The following is a 17,910-nucleotide window of genomic DNA, read 5'->3' on the forward strand; positions in this document are numbered from 1 at the left end:
CGTGGACAACGCGGTCCATGTGATCAGCGCACTCGACCCTGGCGATCCCAGGTCGTTCGAGATCAAGGTCGCTGGGCCAGCGGCTCTTGTCGTCTCGAAGGTGGTCAAGATCGCTGAACGACGCGAACAGCAGTCGCATCGTCTGAAGCCCAAGGACGGACTCGACGTGCTGCGGTTGCTTCGCGCCGTTGACACGGAGTCGCTGGCAGGAAGCTTGGTGGGCGTTGCTTCAGACGAGCTGTCGAGTGTGGTGGTGGCGGGTGCCATCAAGGACCTTCGTGAACTCGCGGCAGGGCCAGATGATCTCCTTCCACGTTTGGCCGCTGATGCAGAGCAGGGATTCAGCGACCCGGATGAGATCAAGATGTCGATGGTGGTGCTGGTCGGCGATCTTCTACAGGAGTTCGAACGACTGACCTCGGGATGATCAGGCAGAGGGACGTGCTGCGCCGGGCTACTTCCCCGGCACGTCCCACACCTTGACGTCGATCGTCATCCGCCCAGGCCCCCTGATCTCGACCACCTCCAGGTGCCCGACGCGCTTCCCCACGGTGCCGACGCACGCCTTGGTCCCGTCTTTCACGCTGAGGAACCGCTGTCCAGGGTTGCGGTTCAGCAGGTCCACGCACTCCTTGCGCTCCGGCAGCCCCTCACCGGTCCACGCGACGAACTCGGTGCCCGCGATCTCGTTGGCGGCGCAACCGAGCTGGCACACCAGGCCGATGTCGCCCGCCGGCATGCGGGAGGGCGGAGACGTGTCCAGCGTGTAGCCCGTTTGGAACGCCTCACCGTCCAACGTCAGCCTGCCCTCATACCAGAGCTCAGGTTCTTGCGGTGGAGGCGTGGTTCTGGAGGTGGTCGGCCGGACCTCCTGCGAGGTCGTCGTATCGACCGCCGAGGACGTGGTGCTGGAGCTCGGAGCCGAGCCGGTTGACTCGGAGGGGCGCAGCAAGGAAGGCAACGCGGCACCGGCCCCGATCAGCAGCACCGCCGCCACCACGCCGAGCACGAACCTGCGGCGCGCCGGGACGTGGGCCGAGACTTCGCGAACAATCGCCTCAACGTCCTCACCAGCACGGACGCGGCGCAACGGCAGGCCGTGCTGCCGGCCCAGCTGGGCGATGTCGTCGGGCAGGTCTTCCGGCCGCGGCGGCGTGGCGCCCTCGGTGAACACGGGGATCACCGTGACGCCGGACGAGAAGGCGGTCACCAGCTCGCGGCGGATCCAGTCGTGCGGGTTGTCGATCGGGCGATCGCCCGTGCCATCGGGAGCGAGCCACCGCGGTCCGACGACGGCGAGCAGCACTTTCGAGGAACGGACGCCCTCCAGCAACCGCTGCACGTAGTCCTCGCCGGGTGCGATCGACTCGTTGTCCAGGAACACCCGGCGCTTCCCGAACTCGCGGGACAGCCGTTCGAAGAGCAGCGCGGGGACGAAGTCCGCGTCGACCCCGCGGTAGTTGATGAAGATCTCGGCTGCCACGGGACCGTCACGAGGCGTAGAGGTGAGGGCGCACGGTCGGGTCGTTCATCAGCACGAAGTCGACGATCTCCCAGAACTCGGGGAGCTGCTGGTGGGTCAACGCCGCCTCCCTGGAGAGCACGCGGCCGTTGATCGGCGCGCCGCTTCGACCGTACAGGGGGTCCACGAGGGTCGCGCCCGGCTCGGAAGAGCCCACGACGGGGCCGACCCGGCAGCCGAACGTCACGTGGTCGTCGGCGTCGCTCTGGCCCCACGTGCCGATGATGACGTCCATCCACACGTCGTGAGGCTGGTCGGTGTGGTGGTAGCAGTTCGCGAAGTACACGGCGCGAGGGATGTCGTCGCGGTAGATGTAGTTCCAGACCCGCGCGATCGGCGCTTGGCAGCAGTCGCAGGTGTAGTGCCTGATTTCGCGCTCTTCGAGCGTCATCGTCAAAGCCACCACCGCAAGTTAGCCAAAGGATCATCACAACGATGGGGAAACGGGCCGGACCGTGTCACGCTGACCGGCATGAAGTGGTGGCGAGCAGGGGTGGCGGTGGCGGCGTTGCTGATCGTCGTCGTGGCCGCCAGCGGCACGTCGCCGATCACGCTCGTGAATCGCCTGGACGACCGTCCGCCGCCGGAGAACCGCGCCCCCGCGCTGGACGTGGTGGTGCCGCAGGTGCTGCCGGACGTGGTGGCCGTGCCGTTCACCGTGTTCCTGCTGGTCCTCACCGGACTGGTCCTGTTCGGACTGGTCGGCATCGTTCTCGCGATCGAGCTGCCACGCTGGCGCCGCCGCAGGGGCGTGCGCGGTGTCGAGATCGAAGGCTTCGAGGTCGAGCAGCCGCTCACGGCGGTCCATCGCGTCGAGAAGGCGTTGCAGGAGTTCACCGAGCACCCGCAACGGCCACCGCGTGATGCCGTGATCGCGGCCTGGCTCGCGCTCGAAGCCGCTGAGCCGCGCAAACCGCACCAGACGCCGACCGAGTTCACCGACAAGCTCGGGGTCGACGCCACCGTGCTCAAGAACCTTTACCAACGGGCGCGCTTCGGGCATGAGGACGTGACGGCCGAGCAAGCCGCTGAAGCGCAACAAGAGTTGAGCCGCATCGTCAGGGAGCTCGCATGAAAACGGTGCTGGCACTGGTGATCGGGGTGATCATCGGGGTCGCCATCTGGTGGCTCGGCGCTTCGCCGCTGTGGGCGACGGCGCTGGCCGTGCCGCCGACCGCGTTCGCGGTGCTGGTCACCAGGCTGCCGCGCGCCACGGACATCGTCTGGAGTGCGGAGCCGGCGCCACCCGGCTCGATCAGCTCCGCGCACGCCAGCACGCTCGCGAGCAGGCTGACGGAAGCGGCGGAGAACCCGAGGCGCTACCAGGAACGGTTCCGCGCCAGGCTCGCACGACTGGGGATCGAGGCGTCCGAGATGCCGGACCCGAAGGAACTCGCCGAAAGGCTCAGGAGGGTCGAGTGACCATTGCACTGGAGGCCAAGGCCGTCCTCGACGAGATCGGCAAGGTCGTGGTCGGGCGCACGCGGACCGTGCGGCTCGCGCTCGCGGCCGTGCTGGCAGGTGGGCACGTGCTGCTGGAGGACGTGCCCGGACTGGGCAAGACGCTGATCGCGCGGTCGCTCGCGCAGGCGCTCAGCCTCGACTTCCGCCGCCTGCAGTGCACGCCGGACCTGCTGCCCGCGGACGTCACCGGGTCGTTCCTCTACGACCCCGGCAGCCGCGAGTTCGACTTCCACCAGGGACCGGTGTTCACCGGGTTGCTGCTCGCCGACGAGATCAACCGCACGCCGCCCAAGACCCAGTCCGCGCTGCTGGAAGCCATGCAGGAGCGGCAGGTCACGGTCGAGGGCCGCACGTTCGAGCTGCCTAGGCCGTTCCACGTGCTGGCGACCTCGAACCCGGTTGAGTACGAGGGCACCTACCCGTTGCCGGAGGCGCAGCTCGACAGGTTCCTGGTGCGGCTCGACATCGGCTATCCACCCGCTGAGGAAGAAGTCGAGGTCCTGCGCCGGCGGATCGCACGGCAAAGGGAAGAAGCCGAAGTGTCGCCGGTTCTCGTGAAGGGCCGTCTCGCCGAGCTCCAGGCCGAGCTCGAGAAGACCACAGTGGACGACGATCTCCTGCGGTACTGCGTCGATCTGGCCGTCGCGACGCGGCAGCACCAGTCCGTCGAGGTCGGCGCCTCACCGCGAGGGGCTCAGGCGCTCGTGCTCGTCTCCCGCGCACTGGCCACTTTGGACGGACGGAGCTACATGACGCCGGAGGACGTCAAGGAGTGCGCGGTCGCGGTCTTGGCGCATCGGCTCGTGTTGAAGCCGGAGACCTGGACGTCCGGCGTCAACGGGGTGCAGGTCGTCACCGAGCTGCTCGGCAAGGTTCCGGGCCCGCCCAGCTCATGAGCAGAGCGGACAAGATCAGGGAGGCGTTCGCCCAGTCGCACGGCGCGCACTGGCATCCCACGGACGCGCACTCGCGCGCTGTCTGGCTGGGCGTCGGGCTCGTCGTCGGCGGCATGTTCCTGCACCAGGTCGAGATGGTGCTGTTCGGTGTGCCGCTGATCCTCTCCGTGCTGCTCACGAACAAGCCGAAAGGCACGCCGACGGTCAGCGTTCGCCCGGTGCCACGAGGTGCGGGCGCCGGCGTCGTGCACACCGTCGCGCACGTCGACGGCGCGGACGCGGAGATCGCGGTGATCAAACTGCCGGGCGGTCCCAAGGTGGTCCCCGCGCACTCACCGGATCTGCCCGTGGAGATCAGGCGCGACGCGTGGGGCCCCGGTGTCGATCTCCGCCTCGACCACCTCTTCGCCGGGCCGGACGGCATGCACGTCTACGGCCCGATCGTCGGCACCGAGCACGTCCGCACGATCCTGCCGCCGGTCGAGCACCACCCGTCCGGTCCGCTGCCGCCCCGCCCCGCAGGCCTGGTCGGCATCCACCGCTCACCGCGTGCGGGCGACTCCACGGAGCTGCGCGACATCCGGGCGTTCCAGCCCGGCGACCGGCTCAAGCGCATCGACTGGCGCGTCACGACCCGTACCGGCACGGTCCACGTCCGCGAGCGGCACGCCGAGGCCGACGCGGAGATCGTGCTGGCCCTCGACACGCGCACGGACGTGGGTGCGAACGTTGCGGACTGGTCGTCTCCTCATTACGGCGCCACGACGCGACCTGACGGCAGCCTGGACCGTGCCGTGCGCCGGGCCGCGTCAATGGCAGCGGGCTACCTCCGGCAGGGCGACCGGGTGGCGTTGATGGACCTGAGTCGGCCGCAGCTCAACATCCGCTCCGGCGTCGGGCGACGGCACCTGATGCGCATCCGCACGCAGCTGGTCGTGTGCGTGCAAACCGCGGGGTGGGCGTCGCGCGTGGCGTTGCGCAAGCTCCCGCAGGGAAGCGTGGTCGTGCTGCTGTCGCCGTTCCTCGACGACGACATCGCCGAACTGGCCGTGCAGACGCGCAAACACGGTCACGTTGTCCTGGCGATCAACACACTGCCGTTGCCTCTCAAGCCCGACCAGGAGACGCCGTGGGGTGAGGTGGCCGCTGAGATGATCGCCGCGGAACACCGGCTGCGGCTCAAGCGCATGGCCAGGCATGGGGTGGCGGTGACTCCCGAATGCTGATGCGACTGGCGATCGTGCTCGCCGCGTTGCCCGTGGCGCTGGTCCTGCACCTGGAGTCCGACTCCGTCGCGCCGCTGCTGATCGTGGCGGGGCTGATGGTGATCACGGTCCTGATGCCGGGGAGCGCGGGCGCGGCGCTGCTGATCGGGTACGCGGCGCTCGCGATGGCGTTCGACGACGGGCACCCGCTGCGGCTCGGCGTGCTGATCATGATCCCGGCGCTGCACCTGATTCACGTGACATCCGCGCTCGCGGCGGTCGTTCCGGTGAAAACGAAAATCGAGGCTGCCGCGCTGAAAGCCCCGGCTCGCCGGTTCGCCATTGTCCAGGCGATCTCTTTCCTTGTCGCCGCGTTCGCCGCGTTCATCCCATCAGGGCCCAACATCGGGCTCGTCGAGCTGCTCGGTCTAGGCTCTCTGACGGTCGTGATCGCGGTCGTCGCCCTGAGGATCTGAATCGCTCCTCTCAGCGAGAACTCCTCAAATCCGGCTCAAGGCGCAGGTCAACCGCGATGGTGTTCGGCATCACCCGGCGACGGTAGTCACAACGGCCCCTCCGGACGCGCGAAAAAGAGGGTCTCGGTGCGACCATATGTGTATGGCTGCTGTGAAGTCGCAACCCACGCGGATTGTCATTGTCGGCGGTGGGTACGTCGGGATGTACACGGCTCTCGGATTGCAGAAGAAGCTGCGATCCGGTGAGGCGTCGGTCACCGTCATCGACCCGCAGCCGCACATGACCTACCAGCCCTTCCTGCCTGAGGCGGCGGCCGGCTCCATCGAGCCGCGCCACGTCGTCGCCCCCCTGCGCAAGGTGCTCAAGCGCTGCCACGTCGTCACGGGCCGCGTCACCAAGATCGAGCACGCGCGCAAGATCGTGACCGCCGAGCTGTCGGACGGCCACGTCGAGGAGATCGAGTACGACGTGCTCGTCTCCGCGCTGGGTGCGATCTCCCGCACGCTTCCGATCCCCGGCCTGGCCGAGGTCGGCATCGGCATGAAGACGATCGGCGAGGCGATCTACGTCCGCAACCACGTGCTGTCGCGCCTCGACCAGGCAGCGAGCACGAACAACGCGGACCTGCGCAAGAAGCTGCTCAGCTTCGTCGTGATCGGTGGCGGCTTCGCGGGCATCGAGACGCTCGCCGAGCTCGAGGACATGACGCGGTATGCGCTTCGGTACTACGAGGGCGTCAAGCCCGAAGAGATGAACTGGGTCCTGGTCGAGGCCGCCGGGCGGATCATGCCCGAGGTGTCCGCCAAGCTCGGCGTGTGGACCGTCGAGGCGCTGGAGAAGCGCGGCATCAAGATCTACCTCGATACCCGCGTGAAGTCGCTGGAGAACGGCCACGTCGTTCTCGACGACGGCACCGAGTTCGACTCCGACACCATCATCTGGACCGCCGGCATGAAGGCGAACCCGGTGCTGCGCAACACGGACCTGCCGCTCGACGAGCGCGGCCGCGTCCGGTGCACCGCCGCCATGCAGGTCCAGGGCCTCGATGGCGTGTGGGCCGCCGGTGACTGCTCCGCGGTGCCGGACCTCTCGCGCACCGAGGAGGACCCGACGGCGACGTGCGTGCCGAACGCGCAGCACGCCATCCGCCAGTCGAAGCTGCTCTCCAAGAACATCGTCGCGTCGCTGCGCGGCCAGAAGCCGAAGGACTACTTCCACAAGTACCTCGGCTCGGTCGCAGGTCTCGGCCTCTACAAGGGCGTGGCGGACGTGTTCGGCCTGCGCTTCAAGGGCCTGCCCGCGTGGTTCATGCACCGCAGCTACCACGTGATGTTCATGCCGACCGTGAACCGCAAGCTCCGCGTCCTCATGGACTGGACGCAGGCGCTGTTCTACGGTCGCGAGGTCGTCGCGCTCGGTCAGATCAACGACCCGAAGTCGGACTTCGACCGCGCGGTCCAAAGCTGATGTTGTCGACACACGAGCGCTTTTCTCGTGTGTCGACAACATCAGCTTCTCGCTTCTGGAAGTGTCACTGACCTTCACTCCCTGTGAGTGACATGGTGCCCCGAGCGTTATCTCGTTCGGGGCACTCTGTTGGTCCGGAGGCGGAACTTAAGCCCCCAATCGGAGTAAAGCTCCGAGGCTCGCCTTGACATTGCGTTACGTGAACCAGAGACTACCGCTGGTGCATCACCTGAATGCGTGATTCGCCGTGTGGGGAGAGAGGTGATCCCGATGTCTCTCGAGGAGCTGGCCGCACAGCTTCGTCGCGGCGAGATCGAGGACCCCGCGTTGGCGCAGTACGCCGCAGAGTACGCGCAGGCGGGGCAGAGTTTCCGCAGCAAGAAGGACGATTGAGCAGGTCAGCTGACGGGCGGGTGCCAGGTGCCCCGTCCGAGGCTGCCAGACCTCTGCTGCTCCAGGGTCAGGACTACCTCTTCCGCTCTCCGCCCAAATGCCTGGACTTCCAGGAACAGGTGCACCGCCTCGGCATGGTCGACGAGGGCGACGGCAACCCCCAACCCTGTGTGCTCGTACTGGCGCGCGCCGCCGACATGGAGATGAACGAGCTCTCCATCGCACTGGCCGAGCGCGGCATCCGCATGGCCCGCATCGACGCCGACCGTTGCGTCGATCTCCCTCTCTCTGTCTACACCGACCAGCCCCTGATCGAGCTCGACCGCTGGCTGCTGCGGCCGTTGCTGGTGTGGCGTCGCCACTTCGAACTGTCCGCAGTGCCCGTCGAGCCGGGAACGCTGGCCGGCGCCTACGCGGTCGACCAGTGGGCCTCAGTGGCCAACTGGCTGTCGTCCCGCTCCGACTGGGCCCACGTGAACCCCTCGCGCTTCTCGACCCATCTGGACCGTCTGACGCAGCTTTCCGACGCAGCTACGTTCGGGCTGCGCGTGCCGCGCACGGCCGTGACGACACGTCCGGGCCGTACGCGCCCCGGCGGCGGCCGTTGCATCGTGAAGACCGCCGGCCGCCACCTGCTCGAGCCACGTCCAGGCGTGCAGCACGGCCTGTTCCCGCGCCCGCTGGAGACTTCGCGGGCGTCCGACGCCCCCGAGCCGGCGCCGGTGATCGTTCAGGAGTACGTGCCGTCCGACACCGAGCTGCGCGTGTTCGTCGTGGGGGAGCGGTGCATCGCGTTCCAGGTGGACAAGCTCGACCCCGCCCAGCTGTGGGTGGACCCCGACGCCGTGCGCGTCACGCCCACCTCGGTCCCTACTTCTTTGTCGGACCGCTTGCTGGCGCTGGCCCGGCACTGGCGGGTGCAGGTGGCGGCGTTCGACCTGCTCGTGACCGGCTCCGACCACGTGTTCCTGGAGATCAACGTCAACTGCGACTGGCGCTGGTTCGAGCACCGCGCCGGCGACAACTCCGTCTCGGCGGCCGTGCACGACTGGGTGGCGCTGAGGTTCAAGGAGCTGCTCGGAGCAGGGAGGGCCCGCTGATGTTCGGGTCCGTTCGATGCTTAGCCGGATGCTCGCTCTAGTCCAATTCGCTGGGCCAGGCGGGCGAGAAAAGACCATCCGCGCACACAGGCCGACGATCAAGGCTTAGGCTCCCCGTCGCCCCCGTAGCCCAATCGGTAGAGGCAGGTCCCTTAAAAGGATCACAGTACGGGTTCGAATCCCGTCGGGGGCACCATCTGCATCCTCACCAGCATCTGGTGTCTGAACAGGCGTTTTGTGGATCTCTAGGCATGGCTTCGAGGATCCTTTCGGTGGTGCCCGCTACCTCCGAAAGATGCTCGGAGGGGAGCCGGAGAGTAACCAGAAGTTGATCATGGCCATCGTTCAGGTGGACGCTGAGCTGAGTGATCTTGAGCCGGCGTCGTAGCTGCAGGTCAGGGGCCTTCACTGAGGTTCATGACGAGGTACGGCAGTGCAACGTCCGCGGCAGTGGGTTTGTTTGGCTCCGGCGTGTTGACCGGTGTGGTCTTCGTCACGAGTTTCCGCCTCTGCTCCTCCAATTCGTGCTTTAGGTCAGCAGGACGTCGAATTCCCGGCGCGTGATCAGTCTCCCTGTCGCGCGTCGGCGTGGCCGACGAGCCGGCTGGCCAGTGCTCGCACCAGGTCGCGGAGTGCGTCGGGTTGTTCGACGACGAACGGCCGATCGAGCGCGGCGAGCAGGGGTGGTATCCATTCGAGCCGTTGCGCTCGTATCCGGGCCCGTACCCAGGAAGTGCCGGGGTCGATCTCCTCCAGTGTGGCGACGGACGGCGGGAAGACGGAGCGGATCTGTTCGGGCGTCGATCGAATCCGCACGGACACCTCGTGCTGGTACGGCGTCTCGGCGATGGCGGTCAGCACCTGCTGGGCGGGGTCGAATCCGACTGGTACGTCGAACGTTCCGACGCGTGTCTCGACGGTCGTGATCCGGTCGACGCGGAACGTGCGCACCTGCCCGCTGGTGGAGTCGAAGCCGGTCAGGTACCACCGCCCGGAGTGCGCCACGATCCCGTACGGATGGACGACGCGTTCGCTGGCACCGCCGTGGCCGGCGATGTAAGCGAGCCCGACCGGGCGACGATCCCGCGCTGCCTCCGCGACGGTGAGCAGGACCTCGGCTTCCGCCGTGAGTGCCGATCGTGCGGGCGCGGTGAAGTCGGCGATCTCCAGCAGCGCGTCGAGCCGGCGGCCAAGGGCTTCGGGCAGCACTCGTCGGATTTTCGCGACCGCGCTCTCGGCGGCCGCGACCGAGGTGCTGATCAGGCCGGCGCGTCGGCCTGCGACCAGACCGAGCAGGACAGCGAGCGACTCCTCGTCGGTGAGCATCAGCGGGGGCATCCGGTAGCCAGGGGACAGGCGGTACCCGCCGTGCCGCCCGCGCACCGAGCGGACCGGGATGTCCAGGTCGAGGAGGTGGGCGACGTAGCGGCGGACGGTGCGCTCGTCCACATCGAGCCGCCCTGCCAGCTCGGCGACGGTCCGGGTGCCTCCGCTCTGGAGGATCTCCAGCAAGGCCAGTACACGGGCGATCGGCCGAGTCACGCACAGGATGCTCCCAATACCGGGCGGATCCTGTCCACTATTGCTTCTAGCGTGTCCGGTGTCCCCGGAGGACGGGTCAGAACCGTCCTCCAGCGCAGAAAGGGTCCACCGTGCAGCTTGTCTCTGTCCGCGTCATCACCAACAACGTCGCCGGTCTTGCCGAGTTCTACGAGCAGGTGACCGGCCTCGATGCTCGGCGGCCTGCCGAGCAGTTCGCTGAGCTCGTGGGCCCGTCGTGCACGTTGGCCATCGGCAGTGCCGAGACGATGGTGCTGTTCAGTGCGGGGGCGGCCGTACCCGAGTCGAACCGGACCGCGATCCTCGAGTTCCTCGTCGAGGACGTCGATCGGGAGTACGAACGGCTGGCGAGCCTGGCTGTCGCCCCCGAGATCGTGCAGAAGCCGACCACGATGCCGTGGGGAAACCGCTCCCTGCTGTTCCGCGACCCCGACGGCAACCTGGTCAACTTCTTCACCCCGCTCACCGACGAGGCCCGCGCGAGGCTCGCCCGCTGACCGGTACTGCGTTGCCGCGTCGGGGCATCACCGTTCACCTCATGTGGATCATCCCCTGACCAGACAGGACCAGGTCAGGGGATGATCTTGTAGCTGAGGGTCACGCCGTCAGGCTCAGTTCTTCTTCACCTGGTTGAGCCGGGTGATGACAGCCCCACCGTCCTGCGGCCCGAACGAGTTGCAGGCAGTGCTCGCGGGGAACCGGCTGCAGGCGTTGGACTGCACGACGACGTCCTGCTCGCTGTTCCACCCGCTACCGATGATCTTGTTGTTCGTCCACACCTTGGTGACGGGGTTGTAGCGGTACCAGACCAGGTTGCCGTTGGAGGAGTTCACGGCGTAGAACACCTCACCACCGGGCGAGCTGAGGTTCTTCAACTTCTGCCAGCCCGTGGTGACCTGGGCGGCCGGCTTGATCCACTTCGCAGTCGCGCCGGACCAGAAGTCGATGTAGTAACGCCACATCGCGCCGGCTGCGGTGCGCGCGTAGACCACGCCGCGGCTGGTCGCGACGATCGCGTTGTACTGGGTCAGGCCGGTGTCCAGCAGGGCGCCCTGCACGGCCCATTGCTGGGTGGCGAAGTTGTAGTAGTGCGCCTTGAGGTTGCCCAAGGTGTCGAGGGTGTAGATGACGCCGTCCTCGTCGACTGAGATCCGGTACCGGGTGTTCGCCGCGGTGTAGGACCAGCCCTGGCCGAGGACCTTGTACTCGCTGCCCTCGATGGAGTCCCAGTTGGTTCCGTTGTAGTGCAACAGTCTCAGCTCACCGCCGGTGGTGATGCTGAACATCCATCCGCTGGGGCCGGCGAGCACGCGGCCCTGCCAGCCGGCACCGATCTGGTAGCTCTCGCCCCAGACGAACGTGCCGGCGGTCGGTGTCGAGTGTTCGAACAGGTACAGGTCTCCGAGCGTGTCGCACGGATAGACCGGAGCGAGGCCGTAGCGGGCCGTCAACGTGCTGCTGGGTCCTGGCATGTCTCACTCCACCCCTCAGAGATTCATCATGGTCGTGCAGGCGTCGAGGACCAGGCGCTCGGTCGTCCCGGCCGCGGCGGCGCCGCTCGGCGTGAACTTCAGCGGGGCTGGCCAGGCGTAGAAGGTCGTCCACGAGCCCGGGCCGGACATCGTGCTGTCGTCGGTCCAGCCGGCCTCGTAACCGAAGTGCTTCGCCTCGCCGGCCTGCAGGACGCCGTTGGCCGCGACGTAGCCTTCGGTTTCGTTGGCGTAGCCCATGATCCACAGCCAGCCCGGTGTCTGGGTCTGAACCTTCACGTCGTACGCCGAGAGGACCTCGTGCGACAGGGCGAGGATGTTCAGGCCGCCCAGGTTCCAGCGCTGGATGGGCATCGGGAACACGCGGGGCAGGCCCTCGCCGGCGATCTGCTCGATCATGACCTCGGCGTGGCGGTACGCGAAGTCGTCGGGCGGGAAGGTGTCGAGCCGCTCGTTGTACCCGTTGCGGGCGCGGATCACCGCGGCCGGGTCGCCGAAGTCCACGGTCAGCGGGAGGTCGACCTCGGTGTAGTGGGTGGTGACCGGGCCGTTGACGGCGTTCCAGCCGCCGGAGTTCACCATCTGCACGACCGTGTTGCCCAGGATCGTGCCGAGGTTGGTGACCTGGCCGGGCGAGTGCGGGTCGTTGGGTTCCTGGTCGCCTGCGGCGCCCTGGAAGAACAGCGCCTGCACTCCGAGCGCGTTGCTGATCACGTCGGTGGCGGCGCCGGGATAGTCGCTGCAGAAAACCCTGTCGTTGCCGCGCGACACGGCGTGGCAGGCGTATCCGAAAAGGACGGTGAACAGGCTGTTGTTGCTCGTGCGGCGGGCGATCAGCGCGGAGACGGTGGTGAGGACGTTGGGTTCCTCTGCCCGGTTGTAGCCGATCGTCGTGCTGCCTTCCTTGTACCACAACGTGACCGGCGTGCGGGCCATCGCCAGGGTCTGCTCCACGAGGGTGATCATCTGGTCGATGAACACCGTGGTCGTGTCCTCGATCGCGGCGATGTCGGCGGGCGTGAGGTTCATCATCACGTACGGGCTCGGCCGTGTCGTGCCGATCATCGGGCCGGAGTGCGTGTGGCTGACGATGATCAGGAAGTTGCCGTTGTTGTCGTCCACCAACGGCACCACCGCGGATCTGATCGCCTGGTGGACGTATCTCGGGATGCTGACGACGTCGACGCGGAGCATCACCTTGGGGCCGGCACCGTCGTCGATGACGACGCACTGGGCGCGCAGCCTGCGGTCCACCTGGCCCTGGTTGCCTCGTGTGGCGCCGCAGTAGCCGCCCATCCAGAGGCTGGGGTAGGTCGGCCAGGCCGGGGTGTAGTCCAAAGTCTTGACGGCCATGGAGAAAGGCATCGCGGGTTCCTCCGGCGCTCAGGCGGTCTCGACGAACGCGACGCAGGTCGGCGTGTTCGAGTTGGGGGTCGACAGCGAGTTGTCCGGCTTGCCGGTCGAGGTGTCCGCGGACGTGGTCTTGCGGTTCTTCTTGTCCAGCACGAACGCGCGGCCACCGTCCTTGCTCATCGCCAGAGGACCGTTCGCCTTGCCGTTGGACTCCTTCGTCCTGACTTTGTTGGAGCTGACGTTCACCGTCACCAGCTGGGAGTCCGTGTTGCGGCCCGTGTAGAGACTCACCACCGCGAACGTGCCGTTCGGGTGCACGGCCAGGCCACAGGGGCGGCCCTCCAGCTCGGTCGAACCCGTCTTGCCGCCACGCAGGTTGAACGTGACCAGTTCCCGCTGCGCCGCCACGTACAGGCTGCTGCCCTTGGGATCGATGGCCAGCTGCAGCGCCGGCTTCTCGGTCTGGAACGAACCCGACACGTCGTTCTTCGCGGTGTCGATGATCGTGATGCCCTTCGCGCGCTCGTCCCCGACGAACAACTGCTTGCCGTCCGGCGTCAACGCCAGCGTGCGCGGCCACAGGCCTGCCTTGATCAGGGTGCGCACCTCACCGGTCGCCGCGTCCACCACGGCCACGTGACCGCGGGAGCCACCGGCACCGCTCGACCCGGTCGCGACGTACACGACCTTGCCGTCGGGCGAGACGAGCACGTCGTTGGCGAACCCGCCGACCGCGATCTCGCCGGTCACCTTCGCGGCGTCCACGTCCACGACGCTCAGACCCGGCCCGAACACCGTCGCCACGTAGGCGCGCAGTCCGTCCGGCGAACCCACGATCCCGTTCGGCTGGCCGTTGACGGCGACGATCGCCTGCCCACCGGTCAGGCTCGGGTCGGCCAGCTGCAAGATTCCGTTGCCCAGATGGTCCACGCTGCCGATCACGAGTTTCTTGCGGCCGGTGGGCGCCGCGGCGGCCGCTCCGGCGAACAGGCTTTGGCCGACGATCCCCGCGGCGGCACTCCCCAGTGCGGCGGTCAGCAGCGTGCGCCGGGAAAGCGATCGATGCTCGGTTGCCATGTCGTCCGTCCCCCTCTGGTCCAGGTCGACTGGTTGAGGTTTCGACGAAAGGGACGCGCTTGTTATCACTCCGGGTAGTCAAAACCTGGCCTGTGACCAAGTTGAGACCTTTCGTTCCAGATTGATGCGCAGGGTGTTCGCGGTGTCACTTCACGCTTCTGACCTGGTCTTTTATCGCGTGCCGTTAGGCATATCGGGAGAGGTCTTTGTGCTCTGTCGGCGCGTGAGGTGCTGCTGTACACGCGCCTGCGCGTGACTACTCATAGTGATGATCTGTTGTTGAGATCGCGACTCTGCCGGGCGACTACCAGGTCGGGCGCGCCGTCACACCGCCGTCGACCACGAGGTCGTGGCCGGTGATCCACGAAGCCAGGTCCGACGCCAGGAACACGCACGCGTTGCCGATGTCCTCCGGAGTGCCCAGCCGTTCCAACGGCGCAGCCGCAAGCCACCGGGCGACGCCTTCCGGCCACTGCTCCTCGATGCCGGGACGGGCGACCAGGCCCGGCGAGACCGTGTTGACCCGGATGCCGCGCGGGCCGTACTCCAGCGCGGCCGCACGCGCATGCATGATCAGGGCGGCCTTCGAGGCGCTGTAGTGGGCGTGGCCTTCTGCCGGGTTCCTGCCTTCGATCGACGCGATGTGCGTGACGGAGCCACCAGCGGGAAGATGTGCGGCCGCGGCCTGGGTGACGGCGAACGGGCCGGTCAAGTTTGTGTCCACAACGGACTGCCACTGCTCGATCGTCATGCCCGGCAACGGTTCCACTGGCTGTACGCCGGCGTTGTTCACGACCGCGTCCAGCCTGCCGTGGTGCGCGGCTGCTTCGTCGACCACGCGCTGGGCTTCCGTGCGCAGGTCACCGTCTTGGGTGCCGCGGTGGCGAACGACCAGCGCGCCCGCGTCGGCGAACCGGGCCGCGATGCCCGCGCCGATGGTGCCGCCCGCTCCGGTGACCAGCACGACCCTGCCGCTGAGATCGATCACGAGACGACGCCCTCCAGTCGTTCGACCAGCCACGGCACGATCTCACCTCGGCCGGCCACGAACCCGTTGGAGCCGACGTCGACGAACTCGCCTCCCGCCTCGCGGACGAGCACCGCGCCCGCCGCGACGTCCCACGGGTGGATGCCGAGGTTCGCCGCCGCGTCCGCCCTGCCCGCCGCGACCCAGGCGAGCGACAGGGCGGTCGAGTAGACGCGGCGCACGTCCGCGACGGCCAGCAACTCAGCCAGCAGTTCCACCTCGCCGCGGTACAGGCTGCCTGGCAGCGGGATGTCGGTCAGCACGAGTGGCCGCGGGCTCGTGGCGGGAGGGATCACCAGGCCGGTTGAGCGGACCGTGAAGGGGACGTCGCAGGCCGCCGTGAACAGCTCGTCGCGGAACGGGTCCAGCACGCAGCCCGCGACCAGCGAGCCGTCGACAGCCGCGGCCACCGAGATGCACGCCAACGGGATGCCGCGCACGAAGTTCCGCGTGCCGTCGATCGGGTCGACGTACCAGGTGATCCTGGCGGAAGCGCTCCCGAGTTCCTCACCGATCACCGCCGAGCCGGGAGCGCCGTTGACGAGGGCCTGTCGCAGGAACGCCTCGATCTCCAGGTCCGCGGTGCTGACCTGGTCGAACGTGCCTTTCAACGTGACGTCGACCTTGAGTTCGTGCAGCAGCTTCGCGGCGTCCACGCAGGACTGCGCGGCGAGAGCGAGAAGTTCCCCAGGAGTCACGGTCCCATTGTGATCCGTCACAAACACGACCGGACGACTCTGGGCAACGTCCCACCTGGACCGGTGATCTGAGCCACCACGATGAGCTGACCTGACGATGACGTTGGAGGTTCGGGATGCGGATCGTGGCCGGGTTGGCGTTCGTGGCGGCGTTGGTCGCTGGAACAACCACTGCACAGGCGGACACGCTCGACTACGTGGCACTGGGCGACTCGGCGGCGGCGGGACCGCTGATCCCGAACCAGGACCCCGCGCTGTGGTGCCTGCGTTCCGACAGGAACTACCCGCAGGTGGCTGCGAGCATGCTCGGTGCCGGCCTCACCGACGTGACGTGCAGCGGTGCGGTCACCGACGATCTCGCCGGGCGGAGGTTCGGTGTCCTGGCGCCACAGTTCGACGCGCTGAAGCCGGGCACGGACCTCGTGTCCGTCACCGTCGGGGCCAACGACGTCGGTCTCTTCCAGACCGCGTTGAGCTGCATCAACTTCCTGCCGGAACCGGCGGGCATCTCGTGCGAGGACCGCTACACAGCGGGCGGCACCGATCAGCTGGCCGCCGCGGTCGCGACGTGGGCACCGGAGTTCGGCGCCGCACTCGACGAGATCAAACGCCGCGCCCCGCAGGCGAAGATCCTGGTCACCGGATACGGCGCCTACATCCGTCCTGGAGGCTGCTACCCGCTCCAGCCCGTGTGGAGCCGCGATGGCGACTACCTGCAGAGCGTGATGAACCGGATCAGCGCGACCGCCAAGGCCGAGGCGGCGAAGCGCGGGGCGGTGTTCGTGGACTTCGCGGAGGTGACCGTGGGCCACGACATCTGCGCCACACCCGCTGACCGTTACCTCGAGGGCCTGATCCCGACGACGATCGCCGCACCGCTGCACCCGAACGCGGCCGGCATGAAGGCGTTCGCCGCGGCGGTCGTGAGGGCCGCCAAGTGATCGCCTTGCTGCTCGCGACGGGGCTGATCCTGGCCCCGCTGCCGGTCACCTACAACTCGCTGCCCGCGGTCGCCGTCTCGCTCAGCCACCCCGGCGCGGCTCCACCCGCCGCGAACGACTGGACGTGCCGAAGCTCCAAGCGGCCGGTCGTTCTGCTGCACGGCACGCACGTGAACATGGCTCTCAACTGGAACGCGTTGTCGCCGCTGCTCAAGAACAACGGCTACTGCGTCTTCGCGTTGAACTACGGCGGGCTGCGGTTCGGCCAGGTCGCGGGAACGGGGCCGATCGAAGATTCGGGCGTGGAGCTGGCCGCGTTCGTCGACAGGGTGCGCGCCGCGACCGAAGTGTCCGAAGTGGACCTCGTCGGGCACTCGCAGGGCGGACTGCTCGCCCAGTACTACGTGAAGTTCCTCGGTGGCGCCGAGAAGGTGCACGACGTCGTCGGACTCGCGCCCACGAGCCACGGCTCGGACGCGGCCGGCTTCGACAGGTGGATCTGGTCGCTCCTCCAGGTGTTCCCCGGACTGGAAGGGATCATCAGCGCCGCCGATCCCGCGGCCCTGCAGCAACTGCGCGGCTCGCCGTTCATGAACCTGATGAACTCGACGCCGGACGTCGTACCGGGAGTGCGGTACACGACGATCGCCACGCGATACGACGGCATCGTCACGCCGTACCGGTCGCAGTTCTTGGAAGGCGGACGCAACGTCGTGCTGCAGGACTTGTGCGCCAACGACTTCGCCGATCACCTGGCACTCGCGTTCGACCACGTGGCGCTGCGGGAGGTGCTCAACGCGCTCGACCCGCTGAACGCGCGGGCGCCGGACTGCTCAGTGCCGGTCTTTCCGCTGGTCGGCGGCTGAGCGCGCCACCAGCGCGGCGGCCAGCAGCGTGACGTGCTCGATCCGGGTCGGATCCAGCCCCGTCAGCTCCGCGACCCGGCGCAGCCGGTAGTCCACGGTGTTCGGGTGCACGTGCAGCTCGGTCGCCGCCGGCCTGCGAGCTCCACGACGCAGGTAGACCTCCAGCGTCTGCACCAGCTCCTCCGACAGCGGCCGCACGATCGCGGCGAGGGGTTCGAGCGCTGCGCTCGGCCGGGAGAGCTGGTACTCGAGCAGCACGTCGGTGAGCTGGTGCAGGCCGGGCTTTCCCGTCCTGACCGCGACGTCGAGCACGTCGCGCGCGAGCCGGGCGGCGGTCGCGACCCCGGAGGGTGGGGCCGCGGCCGCCCCCACCG

The 17,910-nt window shown here is 67.9% G+C and carries 21 protein-coding genes and 1 tRNA gene; 13 read left to right on the forward strand and 9 right to left on the reverse strand.

Going from position 1 to position 17,910, the window contains the following annotated elements; genetic code table 11:
• Window position 1 precedes the first annotated feature (1 nt).
• Window positions 2-427, forward strand: a complete 426-nt coding sequence (locus FXN61_RS50725; RefSeq protein ID WP_223165461.1) for a hypothetical protein — start codon at window positions 2-4, stop codon at window positions 425-427.
• 27 nt (window positions 428-454) lie between these two features.
• Here the strand turns inward: FXN61_RS50725 and FXN61_RS16040 are convergent, their stop codons facing one another.
• Window positions 455-1,483, reverse strand: a complete 1,029-nt coding sequence (locus FXN61_RS16040) for a toll/interleukin-1 receptor domain-containing protein (protein ID WP_167974702.1) — start codon at window positions 1,481-1,483, stop codon at window positions 455-457.
• Between the two features lie 7 nt (window positions 1,484-1,490).
• On the reverse strand, window positions 1,491-1,925 hold the full coding sequence (locus FXN61_RS16045; RefSeq protein WP_167974704.1) for a hypothetical protein: 435 nt from the start codon (window positions 1,923-1,925) through the stop codon (window positions 1,491-1,493).
• 69 nt (window positions 1,926-1,994) lie between these two features.
• Between FXN61_RS16045 and FXN61_RS16050 the strand changes: the two genes are divergently transcribed.
• From FXN61_RS16050 to FXN61_RS16085, 9 genes are all read left to right on the forward strand, one after another.
• Window positions 1,995-2,597: a DUF4129 domain-containing protein gene (locus tag FXN61_RS16050; RefSeq protein WP_167974706.1), complete on the forward strand. Its 603-nt coding sequence runs from the start codon at window positions 1,995-1,997 to the stop codon at window positions 2,595-2,597.
• Window positions 2,594-2,944 carry a hypothetical protein gene (locus FXN61_RS16055; protein WP_167974708.1) on the forward strand — a complete coding sequence of 117 codons (351 nt, stop codon included), beginning with the start codon at window positions 2,594-2,596 and terminating at the stop codon, window positions 2,942-2,944. The genes FXN61_RS16050 and FXN61_RS16055 overlap by 4 nt, the downstream gene beginning before the upstream one ends.
• Window positions 2,941-3,882 (forward strand): AAA family ATPase, encoded by a 942-nt coding sequence (locus tag FXN61_RS16060; RefSeq protein WP_167974710.1) that lies wholly within the window; start codon window positions 2,941-2,943, stop codon window positions 3,880-3,882. Before FXN61_RS16055 ends, FXN61_RS16060 begins: the two co-directional genes overlap by 4 nt.
• Window positions 3,879-5,108 carry a DUF58 domain-containing protein gene (locus tag FXN61_RS16065; protein WP_167974712.1) on the forward strand — a complete coding sequence of 410 codons (1,230 nt, stop codon included), beginning with the start codon at window positions 3,879-3,881 and terminating at the stop codon, window positions 5,106-5,108. Before FXN61_RS16060 ends, FXN61_RS16065 begins: the two co-directional genes overlap by 4 nt.
• A 14-nt stretch (window positions 5,109-5,122) precedes the next feature.
• Window positions 5,123-5,563: a hypothetical protein gene (locus FXN61_RS16070; RefSeq protein WP_167974714.1), complete on the forward strand. Its 441-nt coding sequence runs from the start codon at window positions 5,123-5,125 to the stop codon at window positions 5,561-5,563.
• A 142-nt stretch (window positions 5,564-5,705) separates the two neighbouring features.
• Window positions 5,706-7,031, forward strand: a complete 1,326-nt coding sequence (locus FXN61_RS16075; protein ID WP_167974716.1) for an NAD(P)/FAD-dependent oxidoreductase — start codon at window positions 5,706-5,708, stop codon at window positions 7,029-7,031.
• A gap of 270 nt (window positions 7,032-7,301) precedes the next feature.
• Window positions 7,302-7,424: a hypothetical protein gene (locus tag FXN61_RS54325; RefSeq protein WP_269083663.1), complete on the forward strand. Its 123-nt coding sequence runs from the start codon at window positions 7,302-7,304 to the stop codon at window positions 7,422-7,424.
• Window positions 7,421-8,524: an ATP-grasp domain-containing protein gene (locus FXN61_RS16080; RefSeq protein WP_246291619.1), complete on the forward strand. Its 1,104-nt coding sequence runs from the start codon at window positions 7,421-7,423 to the stop codon at window positions 8,522-8,524. The genes FXN61_RS54325 and FXN61_RS16080 overlap by 4 nt, the downstream gene beginning before the upstream one ends.
• 119 nt (window positions 8,525-8,643) lie before the next feature.
• A tRNA-Leu gene (locus FXN61_RS16085) sits at window positions 8,644-8,720 on the forward strand.
• Window positions 8,721-9,088: 368 nt separating this feature from the next.
• On the opposite strand, the gene FXN61_RS16090 is transcribed toward FXN61_RS16085, so the two are convergent.
• On the reverse strand, window positions 9,089-10,066 hold the full coding sequence (locus tag FXN61_RS16090; RefSeq protein ID WP_312877774.1) for a helix-turn-helix transcriptional regulator: 978 nt from the start codon (window positions 10,064-10,066) through the stop codon (window positions 9,089-9,091).
• Window positions 10,067-10,176: 110 nt separating this feature from the next.
• Between FXN61_RS16090 and FXN61_RS16095 the strand changes: the two genes are divergently transcribed.
• Window positions 10,177-10,581, forward strand: coding sequence for a VOC family protein (locus FXN61_RS16095; protein WP_167974718.1), 405 nt, complete (start codon window positions 10,177-10,179; stop codon window positions 10,579-10,581).
• Window positions 10,582-10,695: 114 nt separating this feature from the next.
• Here FXN61_RS16095 and FXN61_RS16100 read toward each other — a convergent pair whose 3' ends face one another.
• From FXN61_RS16100 to FXN61_RS16120, 5 genes are all read right to left on the reverse strand, one after another.
• Window positions 10,696-11,556: a tachylectin-related carbohydrate-binding protein gene (locus FXN61_RS16100; protein ID WP_167974720.1), complete on the reverse strand. Its 861-nt coding sequence runs from the start codon at window positions 11,554-11,556 to the stop codon at window positions 10,696-10,698.
• 15 nt (window positions 11,557-11,571) lie between these two features.
• A complete protein-coding gene (locus tag FXN61_RS16105; RefSeq protein ID WP_167974722.1) occupies window positions 11,572-12,939 on the reverse strand; it encodes a hypothetical protein in 1,368 nt (455 codons plus the stop codon).
• A gap of 18 nt (window positions 12,940-12,957) precedes the next feature.
• The gene (locus FXN61_RS16110) at window positions 12,958-14,004 is read right to left on the reverse strand and encodes a YncE family protein (RefSeq protein WP_167974724.1); all 1,047 of its coding nucleotides are present in this window, start codon (window positions 14,002-14,004) and stop codon (window positions 12,958-12,960) included.
• A 304-nt stretch (window positions 14,005-14,308) separates the two neighbouring features.
• The gene (locus tag FXN61_RS16115; RefSeq protein WP_167974726.1) at window positions 14,309-14,992 is read right to left on the reverse strand and encodes an SDR family NAD(P)-dependent oxidoreductase; all 684 of its coding nucleotides are present in this window, start codon (window positions 14,990-14,992) and stop codon (window positions 14,309-14,311) included.
• Window positions 14,989-15,729: an inositol monophosphatase family protein gene (locus FXN61_RS16120; RefSeq protein WP_167974728.1), complete on the reverse strand. Its 741-nt coding sequence runs from the start codon at window positions 15,727-15,729 to the stop codon at window positions 14,989-14,991. The genes FXN61_RS16115 and FXN61_RS16120 overlap by 4 nt, the downstream gene beginning before the upstream one ends.
• Window positions 15,730-15,845: 116 nt before the next feature.
• Here FXN61_RS16120 and FXN61_RS16125 point away from each other — a divergent pair, with 116 nt between their 5' ends.
• Window positions 15,846-16,670, forward strand: a complete 825-nt coding sequence (locus FXN61_RS16125; RefSeq protein WP_167974730.1) for an SGNH/GDSL hydrolase family protein — start codon at window positions 15,846-15,848, stop codon at window positions 16,668-16,670.
• Window positions 16,667-17,536 carry an esterase/lipase family protein gene (locus FXN61_RS16130; RefSeq protein ID WP_167974732.1) on the forward strand — a complete coding sequence of 290 codons (870 nt, stop codon included), beginning with the start codon at window positions 16,667-16,669 and terminating at the stop codon, window positions 17,534-17,536. Before FXN61_RS16125 ends, FXN61_RS16130 begins: the two co-directional genes overlap by 4 nt.
• Here FXN61_RS16130 and FXN61_RS16135 read toward each other — a convergent pair.
• Window positions 17,504-17,910 (reverse strand): PucR family transcriptional regulator (locus FXN61_RS16135; RefSeq protein WP_188135108.1); only part of this gene is annotated, 407 nt, incomplete at its 5' end. The two genes, FXN61_RS16130 and FXN61_RS16135, sit on opposite strands and share 33 nt — an antisense overlap.

Source organism: Lentzea indica (assembly GCF_012184385.1).
GTDB classification, from domain to species: Bacteria; Actinomycetota; Actinomycetes; order Mycobacteriales; family Pseudonocardiaceae; genus Lentzea; species Lentzea indica.